The sequence below is a fragment of the Corallococcus caeni genome (assembly GCF_036245865.1).
GTDB classification, from domain to species: Bacteria; Myxococcota; Myxococcia; order Myxococcales; family Myxococcaceae; genus Corallococcus; species Corallococcus caeni.
This window is the reverse complement of record NZ_BTTW01000023.1, coordinates 1-10,790: the sequence shown is the minus strand read 5'-3', so window position 1 is coordinate 10,790 and position 10,790 is coordinate 1. Positions and strand designations below refer to the sequence as shown.

The following is a 10,790-nucleotide window of genomic DNA, read 5'->3' as shown; positions in this document are numbered from 1 at the left end:
TCGACGAGATGACCGAGCTTCAGAATGCTCTGCGCTCGGGGCTGGGCTACTACCGCGCCCGGCCCCAAGCAGTGCTCAGTCTTCTCGGCTCACTCTGGAGCCCGACTCAATCAGCCGAGGCGTGAATGAGGCAGGGCTCGCTTCTTCATCCGGTTCTTGCGCACACAAGGCCGAACGAAGCGAGCTCCTGCCCTTCCTCCCTCTGCCTGCGCCTGCCTACTCTCCGAGCCGTTCGAGATTCATGAGCGGTCGTTTAGACAGGGAAGCCGAACGAACGTCAGTTGCCTAATAAGAAATATCCGTACGATGCGCAGCTTTCCCGGCCAAGAGAGAACTATGACTCGACGAACGTGCTTGTCGAGCAATAGGCTAAGGATTGTTGATGCCTTGCCTGGGAATGCCAGCACCTACTCCTTCAATTGCTGGCGAGGATGGTGGTAAGCCTTCCGGAACAGTCTCCTGCGGTCGCGCTCCAGGCAGAACGGATCGTACGGGGGTGTCAACTAGGTAGGTCGCATAATTCCATCCCCATGGCTTACCGTTTCGTGTGTCGAAGATCTCTCCCCCGTCGTGAACACCCACAATGCGCAATGTCTCATCATCTAAAACCGCACTTCCGCTGCTGCCTGGCTCGGTGTCGCACTGGTGAGAGAAGAAGTATTGGGATAAGAATTTCCCCTCTGTCCCCAAGTGAAGAACGCAAGTGCCTGACCACTCAAGCGGACGACCTTGAGGATGGCCGAAAATTGTAAGGCGCCTCTCTTTCATAGGGCGCTGCCCCGTCTCCACTTCAACAGTCGCCGGAGGGGCGGGTTGTACAAGTATAAATGCGTAATCACGATCTTTGCTGTATTCGCCGTCAACAACCTTGATGCAGCGCGATGTTAAGTATGGCATCACGCCAAATCGATACCCCCATTCGACCTCTACGTCATCGCACATGCCTTCTTTCATCGTGCCGGGGGTTCTCGACAAACAGTGCTGGGCAGTCAAGACAATGCCGCCCCCAAGATGTGTGCCAGTGCAGCCCATGGGCATGATGTGTCCAATGGCGTCAAGGACGGGACGATATCGTTCGTTGAAGCCAGGCTTTACACGTTGTAGATTGTTCTCGCCAATAGGTCGCTCTTCTCTTACAACTGTGCCATACAGGGAGTGCTCCATTGTGCGCTTGACTGACGTGTATGTGGCCTCTGCAGTTGTTTCCGTGACAGGAGAATAAGTCCCGTCGCGAGCACTGAGTTTTAGTCCCGTTTCCCGGGGAGTGGATTCGTCGGCCCGCGCGGGTAACGTCTCAATGAGTGCAATGCCGAGAAGCAGAAATGGTAGCGCAGTGACGGTTTTTGAATTTGTCATTTTGAGTTGACCATTGACACGGCCAGGGTGACAGGTCCGAATTGGTTTCGAATGGCTTTGGGGCCCAGTAGAACGCCTTGAAACGAGAACCTGATCGTGTCTCGTATTGAGACGCCTGCGATCCACTGGCCGAACCAGAATCCCTGCCTTCCAAAACCGTTGTCTGAAAATGTCCGATTGCCAACAACCCATCCAGCCCGTGCTTGGCCAAAAAATGAGAAAACGCTTTTCTCTGAACCATACGAGCCATGGATTTCGACCCCCAGATCAGAGTTGATGGCGAACTGGTTTGAGTCTGTGCCAATATAGGGCGTATCTATTGCCGCCTTGGGAAGCGCATAAAGAATGAGGTGGTCGCTTTGTCCTGAGCCCAGTTTAGCAAAGACAAGGGGAAGAGCTGCGGACAGGACTGCATTGCCTCCACCTCCAAAAAAACGCTGAAGGTCTTTCGTGTTCCCTGTTGTTCCTGTGTTGTTGATGGTTTCCCCTCCATCTGGAGCATTTGAAGGGTCTTCTTTTCCAGCAGCAATCGTGCTGCCCAGGCTGACTCTCAAAACTCCAAGTCGATCAGCAAGCACTTCGGCATAAATCGACCCCCTGTCCGACCAGCCAGATACAACGATGTTTCTTAGGGTTGAGAGCTGGTCAGTGTCGTAAAATGAAGCGGCTTCCTGTCTAGTTTTAATTGGAAGGAAATAACGGTAGCCGCTGTTTGGCTTTTTGTTGCCGTCGCTTAAGCTTTCGGGTCCACCTGGGTCAATGGCGTCGGCTTTTGGCGGTGGTAGCAGTTGAGCGTTTGCGGAAGGTCCAGCTAGTCCAGTCAGCAAGCAGAACAGGATCCAGAGTCTCAAATTGCTATGCATTTGCCCCCCTCCCAAGGTTTACTCAGGTCGGCTAAGCAATGGTCTCCTAGGTGACATGTGGGTTTCAATCCCACGTGTCCGGATTGTGGTGCTATTCAGCTGCGCGGGAGTCCTTGCGGCTCAAAGCAAATGTCGTGGCGGGGGCGGAGCGCGACGGTGCAGTCGCGGATGAAGTAGCCGAATTAGACACTGTCCCTTGTCGCGGACGCAAAGGCTGTGTGGTTGATTTTTCCATGGCGGCACACGATTGATGCCTGTGTTTATGTCGCCAATTGGTTTAGGCGCATGGGTATGCAGTGTGGGTATTGTGTTGAGTAGGTGCGGCACTCGTTGGTGCCTGAAGGAGAGGTGGGATTTGGGATTTCTTGTTGAGGAACATCGCGGCTCGAAATCTTGATTGTGTTGAGTGTGTGTTCTCGGTTCAGGCATGGGGTGAGGGTGGCGTCATGCGTGTTGCTGGCCATCGCGGACACGTTCGGTGATGGACCGTGCGACTTTATGAAAGAAGTTTGCGGTCCGCCTTTGCTCTGTCCGCTGGGGAAGTGTTTTTGGGCTAGGGAAGCGAGTATGTCGGTTGGTCATGGGATGCACAGTCTGGCTTGGCTCTCTGAGGGCTTATTTCGGTAGGAAAGAAGGTCGGCCGCCTGCCGGGTTGAAGAGGTAGGAGGACACGCCATGGGGGTAGTGAAGAGGGATGACGGCTGTCGGGTGCCGGACGAGCTGTGGCGCCGCATCGAGCCGCTGCTTCCGGCCCGTTCAGGGCACCCACTGGGGTGCCATAACCCGAATGTGCCCGACCGGCAGGCCCTGGATTGAATTCTCCTGGTGCTGCGCACGGGGATACAGTGGGGCGCGTTGAAGGCCACGGGCCTGTGCGATTCATCCTCGGCCTACCGACGCTTCTGGGAATGGTTAGCTGCGGGCGTCTTCCGTGAGTTCTGGCGTCAGGGGCCCCTGGCCTATGACGGCTTGGCGAAGTTTGATTGGCAGTGGCCACTGGATGGCACCCAGGGCAAAGCGCCGCTGGCCGGGGGAAAACTGGACCCAATCCCACCGACAGAGCGAAGCGGGGCACCAATCGCAGCCTGCTGACAGGCTCGCGGCGTCTCCCACGGCCTCGTGGCCGCAGGGAGACTTTCAAGCTCTCCAAGGCCCCCTCTCCGTTGACATCGATGACCAGCCCACGTAGTCGGCGCCGACCAGTTTTGCTAGGCTGAGGCTGCGAGTAATGCGAGGGTACGGCGCATGGCGGCCGCTCTCCTGGTCAACTTTTTCACGAGGACCGCGGCCCTGTCACCGGCGGCGGTGTGAGGATCTAGCGTGTTGGCCCGCTGGACGCTCCGACGCCGCGGACTCACGGCGCCTGGACGCCTTCCGGGCTCGCGGCCTGCGCACGCGGAGGTTGGCCCGTGGGCGGCGTCATCGGCTTCGCGCGCGGAACCTCCTGGCCGGTGACACGCGCGACCTCCTTCGGCTCCGGCCCCCGGTTCCAGTATCCCTCGCGGGCCACCACGTGCTCGCCCACGGGCTGCGTCTGGCGCATCAGCTCCTGGACCCGCGAGTCCGGGAGGCGATGCGTGCCCACGTCCGGCCGCACGAAGTCGTTCGCACCCACGAAGGTCCAGCTCAACCCGGTGCTGATGCCCGGCGGCGCGAGGGGCTGCCAGCCAACGAGGCCATCCCCCCATCGCCAATCCACCCAGGCCGGCGCCCACTCACTGTCGGGCCACCACACCCAACCCGCCGACGGCTCGGTGAACCACCGGCCATAGTGGAAGGGCGCCTGGCCCCAATCCCAATCACTCTCGAAGGTCCATCCCCAATCGCTGGACACCCACCGGCCACCGGTGGTGTAGGGGACGAAGTCCGCGCCGACGACGTTCGGATCCGGGTGCCAGACCCAGCCGACGTCCGGCAGGTTCATCCAGGTGCCGTAGGGAGCCAGCACCTCCCGGAACTGGGACATGGGGTTGTCCAGGGGCGTCGAGCTCGACGTCACCTGTGGCCCGAATTCATCCGCCGGGCCCAGCGCGCAGCCGCTGGCTGACAGGATGGCGAAGACGGTCACGCCGCCGGTCCGAAACCAGCGCACCCGGAGGCGCCAGGGGGCCATGTCCGGTTCCTTTCGTGGGGGTTCTGCCCTGGAAGGTGCGGATGACTTCACGCAACTTCACGAGCCAGCACCGCAAGGGGGGCGTATGAACGCCTGAACGGAGGTTCCAATGGCATCCGCGAAGGCCATGCTGGGGAGCATGCTGGGCCGCTTCCTCTTCACCGACGCCCGGGTGGCGCAGGTGCGCGAGGTGTCGCGCGCCTTTCGCCAGATTGACTGTGAAGGGCCGGCGCTGCGGGGGCAGGGCTGGACCCCTGGCGACAAGGTGCAGGTGTTCCTGCCAGGGCTGGGCATGCGCACGTACACGCCGCTGTCGTGGGACGAAGCGCGCGGCGCCACGGCCTTCCTGGTGTACCTGCACGGCGACAGCCCGGGAGCGAAGTGGGGCCGCGACGTGCGCGCGGGGGACACGGTCCAGTTCTTCGGGCCCCGGCGCTCGGTGGCGCTGGAGGCCGGTGACGCGCCGGTGGTCCTCTTCGGTGACGAGACGTCCTTCGCGGTGGCGCACGCGTTGCGGACCGGAGCGAAGCGGGACGTCACGCCGCTCTTCGAGGTCACGCGCAGGGAGGACTGCGCGCCCGCGCTGCGCGAGTTCGGCTTCGAGGGCCAGGACGTGGAGCGCACCCCAGGGGACGCGCACCTGGCGCAGGTCCATGAGCGGCTGCGCGAAGCCCTGCGCGAGAAGCCCGGCGCGACGCTGGTGATGACGGGCCGGGCGCAGTCCATCCAGGCCCTGCGCTCACGGCTGCGCGGCGACGGCGAACGCACCACGCCCAGGGTGAAGGCCTACTGGGCGGTGGGCAAGGCGGGGCTGGACTGATTCAGGCCGGAGCGAACTGGAGGCCGCGCAGGAAGTCGTCGCGGTCCCGGGTGACGCCCGCGGGGCGACGCTTGGACTTCTGCCGCAGGAACCGCGAGGCGTCCTGGCGGCGGTAGCAGGTGAGGAGCCGGTCCTCGTCATTGAGGATGAGGATCCACCCGCGCGCCTGCCGGGCCAGTGACGACTCGCGAAGGGCCACGGGCAGGTCGCGCTCGTGCACGGTGAGGTGGGTGGCACCGCACGCGCGGGCGGGAGTGCCGAACTCGAGGATGAACGCGATGACCTCCTCGCGCAGCCTCCAGCGGGCACACTGCTCGACGAAGAGGCGGGTGAGGGAGAACACGGACGACGCGGGGCTCTGGCGCATGGCGGGCTATCTCCTTGCGCGCTTCCCAATACACACGGCGTTCCAACCCCTCGCGCACGCGATTCCGCGCACTTGCACGAAGCCCCGGGGGCCCCATAAGGACATTCCGTCAAACGCGCCAGCGGCCCGTGTCACCGAGGCACGGAAGCCTTCATGAAGGCCGCCGTCCCCCACGCCGCGTGACGGCGCCGTGCACTCCCGGGCCGAACCGTTGTGAAGAAATCCTTCACAGGCCATTGGGCTTTTTGACACGCTCGCGAAGGGCTGGATCCGGGCATCATGCACCGTCCGGTCTGGTGGCGCCGCGCATGAGGCCGGGCGACCTCTGGCTGAAGGGATGGACGGGGCACGATGAGTCTTCGCTCGAAAGCACTGGGAGCCGTGCTGGGCGCGGGTGCGGCGGGGTTGTCGCTATCGCTCCTGTTCGGCGCGGGATGTGGAGGCCGTGCGATGCATGTCGCCGCGGTGCCGCCGCCCGAGAATCCGCAAGCGCTCCGGACGCCGGAGGCCTTCGCGAGCATCGGCGACAAGAAGGAGCGCTCGCGGGCGCTGTTCCTGGAGGCGAGCCGGGTGATGCTGCATCCGCGCTGCGTCAACTGCCATCCCGTGGGTGACAGCCCCCTGCAGGGGGAGAAGAGCCAGGTTCATGATCCGCCGGTGGCCCGGGGCCCCGAGGACCAGGGCGTGCCCGGCCTGGAGTGCACCTCCTGTCACCAGGACCGCAACGCGCAGCTGGCGCGGGTCCCCGGAGCGCCCAAGTGGCACCTGGCGCCCAAGGTGATGTTCTGGGAGGGGCGCACGCCGCGCTCGCTGTGCGAACAGCTGAAGGACCCGTCGCGCAACGGCGGCAGGAGCCTGGCGGAGCTGATTGAGCACTCCGCGCATGACGAACTGGTGGGCTGGGGCTGGAAGCCGGGCGCGGACCGGGTGCCGGCGCCGGGAACGCAGGCCGGGTTCGGGGCCTTGATGGCCGCGTGGGTGAAGGACGGCGCGGAGTGCCCGCGCGAGGAGAGCCGACCGTGAGCATCCGTCTGCGAGTGAATGGAACCGAGCATGTGCTCGACGTGGATCCGGAGATGCCGCTGCTCTGGGCGCTGCGCGACGTGCTGACGTTGACCGGGACGAAGTACGGCTGCGGCCAGGCGCTCTGCGGGGCGTGCGTGGTGCACATCGACGGCGCGGCGGTGCGCTCGTGCGTGACGCCGGTGCGCCGCGCGGAGGGCCGCGAGGTGATGACCATTGAAGGGCTGTCGCCGGATGGCTCGCACCCGCTGCAGAAGGCCTGGGTGGACCTGGCGGTGCCGCAGTGTGGCTTCTGTCAGGCGGGGCAGATCATGACGGCGGCGGCGCTGCTGGCGAAGAAGCCGAAGCCCACCGACGCGGAGATCGATCAATCCCTGGCGGGCAACCTCTGCCGCTGCGGGACGTACACGCGCATCCGCACCGCCGTGAAGAAGGCGGCGGGACTGCCGACGGAGTGAGGACCCCCACCATGCAAGACATCCGCATCCGTCTGTCGCGCCGCTCGGTGCTCGCGGGAATGGGCCTCGTGGCCGGGGGCCTGGGGCTGGAGGTGGTGCTGCCCAACAGGGCGCACGCCGCGCCCATGCCCACGTCCCTGCCCGCGGTGCCCACGGAAGGGCTCCGCGCCAACGTCTTCGTGCACGTGGCGCCGGACGGCGTGGTGACCATCGTCTGTCACCGCTCGGAGATGGGGCAGGGCGTGCGCAGCTCGCTGCCGGTGCTCATCGCGGACGAGCTGGGCGCGGACATGGCCCACGTGAAGGTGGTCCAGGGCGACGGCGACGAGGCCTACGGCGACCAGAACACGGACGGCTCCAGCAGCGTGCGGAAGATCTTCGACGACCTGCGCTACGCGGGCGCGACGGCGCGCACGATGCTGGTCGCGGTGGCGGCGAAGCGTTGGAAGGTGGCGCCCACGGAGTGCGAGGCGCGCGACCACGCGGTGTTCCACAAGGGCACGCAGCGGACGCTCAGGTTCGGCGAGCTGGCCAGCGACGCGGCGAAGCTCAAGGTCCCGAAGAAGGAGGCCGTGACGCTGCGGCCGCGCAGCGAGCTCAAGAACCTGGGCAAGGAGCTGCCGCTCTTGGACGGGCCGGACATCGTGACGGGCCGGGCGGTGTTCGGCGCGGACGTGGTGCTGCCGGGGATGCGCACGGCGGTCATCGCACGTCCGCCCGTGGCGGGAGGCCGGGTGGCCCGCTACGACGCGGCGAAGACGCTGGCGGTGCCGGGCGTGCGGCAGGTGGTGGAGCTGCCCGCGGCGAAGAAGCCCTTCCTGTTCCAGCCGCTGGGCGGCGTGGCGGTGGTGGCGGACAACACCTGGGCGGCGATGAAGGGCCGCGCGGTGCTGGACGTGACGTGGGAGGGCGGGGACAACGTCGTCTACGACTCGGCGGCGTACCGCGAGCAGCTGCTGGAGGTGATTGGCAAGCCGGGCAAGGTGGTGCGCAACGTCGGCGACGCGGAGGGCGCGCTGGCGAAGGCGGCGAAGCGGGTGCAGGCCACGTACAACACGCCGCACCTGGCGCACGCGCCCATGGAGCCGCCAGCGGCGGTGGCGAAGGTGGAGAACGGCACCTGCGAGGTGTGGGCCACGACGCAGAACCCGCAGGCCGCGCGCAGCGAGGTGGCGAAGGCGCTGGGCCTGGACCCGTCGAAGGTGACGGTGCACGTGACGCTGCTGGGCGGCGGGTTCGGCCGCAAGTCGAAGCCGGACTACGTGGTGGAGGCGGCGCTCGTCGCGAAGGCGGTGGGCGCGCCGGTGCGCCTGCAGTGGACGCGTGAGGATGACGTGCGCCACGACTACTACCACTCCACGAGCGCGCAGCGGCTGGAGGCGGGCCTGGACGCGAACGGCAAGGTGGTGGCGTGGCACCAGCGCATCGCGTTCCCGCCCATCGGCTCCACGTTCGCGGACGCGACGTTCGCCGGAGACGGGGAGATGGGGCAGGGCATCCTGGACCTGCCGCTGGCCATCCCGGACATCCGGATGGAGAACTGCGAGGCGCGGGCGCACACGCGCATCGGCTGGCTGCGCTCCGTGGCGAACATCTACCACGCGTTCGCGGTGCAGAGCTTCATCGACGAGCTGGCGCACGAGCGCGGCACGGATCCGCGCGACACGCTGCTGGAGGTGCTGGGGCCGTCGCGCATCGTGACGCCGAAGGACCTGGGCGTGGCGAAGGTGCCGAACTACGGCCAGCCGATTGAAGAGCACCCGGTGGACACGGCGCGGCTCAGGCGTGTGATTGAGCGAGTGACGGGTCTGTCGCGTTGGGACGAGCGCAAGCAGCAGGGCAGGGCGCTGGGGCTCGCGGCGCACCGCAGCTTCCTGACGTACGTGGCGGTGGTGGTGTCGGTGGTGAAGGACGCGGACGAGCGCATCCGGGTGGACGAGGCGTGGATCGTCGCGGACGCGGGCACCATCGTGAACATGGAGCGCGTCCGGGCGCAGATGGAGGGCGCGGTGGTGTTCGGCCTGAGCCTGGGGCTCTACGGCGCCATCACGATGAAGGACGGCGCCACGGTGGAGAGCAACTTCCGCGACTACCGTCTGGCGCGCATCGCGGAGACGCCGAGGAAGATCCACGTGGACATCATCCCCAGCGACGGCCGCCCGGGAGGCATTGGAGAGCCCGGAGTGCCGCCCGTGGCCCCGGCCCTGGCCAACGCCGTGTTCGCGCTCACGGGGACCCGCGTGCGCGAGCTGCCGTTGGTGAAGACCGTGAAGGTGTGAGCGGAAGCTCCGCCTTCACGGCAGCAGCACTCATGATGAGGAGGCGAACGCCGTCGCGCATCGGACTGAAGCGAGCGATCTGATGCTATTCGGAACCGGCCGGCCGCGCTGCTCCGGCGGCGTTTCCCACGCTCCGTACCGCCTTGCCTTCAAATGTGCTCAACCAGACTCGCTGGCCGCCTTCCATCCCAGGATGGGCCCAATTCAAAGTGAACCGGATGCAGTCGGGCCCCCCTTGTGGATCCACCTCTTGCGTGAAGAGAAGGAAAGACTCTTCCTTGCCGAAGAACTCACTCGGCCGCAGTGTGATCACGTCGGTGGGGTCACGTGCTTTCCATAGATAGTCGACGTGTGCGACAGGCAGAGCGGCTTCGTCACTGCAAGTTCGGACACGAGTCAGTGCAATGGTCTCGTCATTGAGCCGTCGGTCGACAAAAGTATTGCTCCGTCCTTCGATGAGAATGCGTCCGGTCAGTTGAAAGCCATCGTAGCTGACCTGATCCATCCAAACCGCAGGAGGAACCGACGGAAGGACCAACTCCGGCTGCAGCCGAGCGCAGCCCATGGTGCAGCATGCTCCGATAGTCAGGATGGCATGCTGCACCAGTGGAAAAGTGCATCGGCGCTTGGATTCTATCGAACCTCGCATCCCTGAAGCTTACCATCGGGGCCGGGAACGCCTTGCGCGAATCGCTTCTGTTCAGGCGTTACGCCGGGGTCGTCGGTGTGCACGAACCCACAGGCATGTGCGAATTCGTGAACGAGAGCGTCAATCCTGCATCGGTCGAAGAAGTTCGGCGACTTCAGATGATGCTTCTCACGGTCGCACCACATGACGATTTTTTCGCCAGGGTCTGAGCACGTGCCAATCCGAGGCACGTAGCCGAGAACATTCGGCTTGCCCTTCATGTTGCAGCCGGCCCGCTTGTCACCGTCGCAATACACGCTGCCCTTGTCGCATGCCGCAATGACGCAATCGCGAAGACACGAGTCCTTGATGCTGGCTGCCCGCTTCTTGCATTCGTCTTCCGTGGCGATGGCCTTGCACTGTTTGCTGTCGGGAGCCTTGACGTCGTAGTTGCCATCGGTATCGACGCTCGTGATCGGGTCCTGACTGGCGTAGGAGTAGGCAAGTGGAGGCCTGCTGTTCGCAAAGCGCTTCTCCATGGCCAGTGGCGAATAGAGCATTGGATCTGGCTGAAGGAAGTTGCCTGTCGTCGGGTCGTAGAAGCGGTTCCAGTTCTCGAAGAGGTCGGTTTCGGCGTCGTGGTACTGGCCGGGGAAGCGAAGGGGCGTCCAGAAGGGGGAGGCGCCCGTCTGGAAGCGGCGGTACTCGTAGGCGGAGATGACGGCGCCCTTCTCCTGCTTGGAGTCGTGGGGGAAGCCGGTGGTGGTGCAGTTGCAGGAGGGGACGCAGTAGAGGTCGTTGCAGGTGGCGCCCCCGGTGCAGTAGGCGAGGCCGGAGTTGAGGATGGCGGCGCGGACACCGGAGGCGCCGGGAGTCACCCAGG

General features: G+C 64.8%; 10 protein-coding genes and 1 pseudogene. 5 read left to right on the top strand and 6 right to left on the bottom strand.

What is annotated here, in order from left to right:
- Positions 1-369 precede the first annotated feature (369 nt).
- Positions 370-1,032 (bottom strand): trypsin-like serine peptidase, encoded by a 663-nt coding sequence (locus AABA78_RS39205; protein WP_353545292.1) that lies wholly within the window; start codon positions 1,030-1,032, stop codon positions 370-372.
- 320 nt (positions 1,033-1,352) lie between these two features.
- On the bottom strand, positions 1,353-2,219 hold the full coding sequence (locus AABA78_RS38690) for a hypothetical protein (RefSeq protein WP_338270564.1): 867 nt from the start codon (positions 2,217-2,219) through the stop codon (positions 1,353-1,355).
- A gap of 675 nt (positions 2,220-2,894) precedes the next feature.
- Between AABA78_RS38690 and AABA78_RS38685 the strand changes: the two are divergent.
- Positions 2,895-3,331: pseudogene (locus AABA78_RS38685) on the top strand (transposase); the annotation flags it as partial.
- A gap of 242 nt (positions 3,332-3,573) precedes the next feature.
- Here the strand turns inward: AABA78_RS38685 and AABA78_RS38680 are convergent.
- Positions 3,574-4,332 (bottom strand): DUF6600 domain-containing protein, encoded by a 759-nt coding sequence (locus tag AABA78_RS38680; RefSeq protein ID WP_338270563.1) that lies wholly within the window; start codon positions 4,330-4,332, stop codon positions 3,574-3,576.
- Between the two features lie 109 nt (positions 4,333-4,441).
- On the opposite strand from AABA78_RS38680, the gene AABA78_RS38675 reads away from it, so the two are divergent.
- On the top strand, positions 4,442-5,152 hold the full coding sequence (locus AABA78_RS38675) for a siderophore-interacting protein (RefSeq protein WP_338270561.1): 711 nt from the start codon (positions 4,442-4,444) through the stop codon (positions 5,150-5,152).
- 1 nt (position 5,153) lies between these two features.
- On the opposite strand, the gene AABA78_RS38670 is transcribed toward AABA78_RS38675, so the two are convergent.
- Positions 5,154-5,519 carry a hypothetical protein gene (locus AABA78_RS38670; protein WP_171412389.1) on the bottom strand — a complete coding sequence of 122 codons (366 nt, stop codon included), beginning with the start codon at positions 5,517-5,519 and terminating at the stop codon, positions 5,154-5,156.
- 351 nt (positions 5,520-5,870) lie between these two features.
- On the opposite strand from AABA78_RS38670, the gene AABA78_RS38665 reads away from it, so the two are divergent.
- Genes AABA78_RS38665 through AABA78_RS38655 form a run of 3 tightly spaced genes read left to right on the top strand, consistent with a single transcriptional unit; the run spans position 5,871 to position 9,279 of the window.
- Complete coding sequence (locus tag AABA78_RS38665; protein WP_370469511.1) at positions 5,871-6,542, top strand: Isoquinoline 1-oxidoreductase subunit; 672 nt, start codon at positions 5,871-5,873, stop codon at positions 6,540-6,542.
- Complete coding sequence (locus AABA78_RS38660) at positions 6,539-7,000, top strand: (2Fe-2S)-binding protein (RefSeq protein WP_120523719.1); 462 nt, start codon at positions 6,539-6,541, stop codon at positions 6,998-7,000. The genes AABA78_RS38665 and AABA78_RS38660 overlap by 4 nt, the downstream gene beginning before the upstream one ends.
- A gap of 11 nt (positions 7,001-7,011) precedes the next feature.
- Positions 7,012-9,279 (top strand): xanthine dehydrogenase family protein molybdopterin-binding subunit, encoded by a 2,268-nt coding sequence (locus AABA78_RS38655; RefSeq protein WP_338270558.1) that lies wholly within the window; start codon positions 7,012-7,014, stop codon positions 9,277-9,279.
- 85 nt (positions 9,280-9,364) lie between these two features.
- Here AABA78_RS38655 and AABA78_RS38650 read toward each other — a convergent pair whose 3' ends face one another.
- Together AABA78_RS38650 and AABA78_RS38645 are read right to left on the bottom strand one after the other, a co-directional pair.
- Complete coding sequence (locus AABA78_RS38650; protein ID WP_338270556.1) at positions 9,365-9,784, bottom strand: hypothetical protein; 420 nt, start codon at positions 9,782-9,784, stop codon at positions 9,365-9,367.
- Positions 9,785-9,912: 128 nt separating this feature from the next.
- On the bottom strand, positions 9,913-10,790 hold an 878-nt coding region (locus AABA78_RS38645), incomplete at its 5' end, for an RHS repeat domain-containing protein (RefSeq protein WP_338270555.1).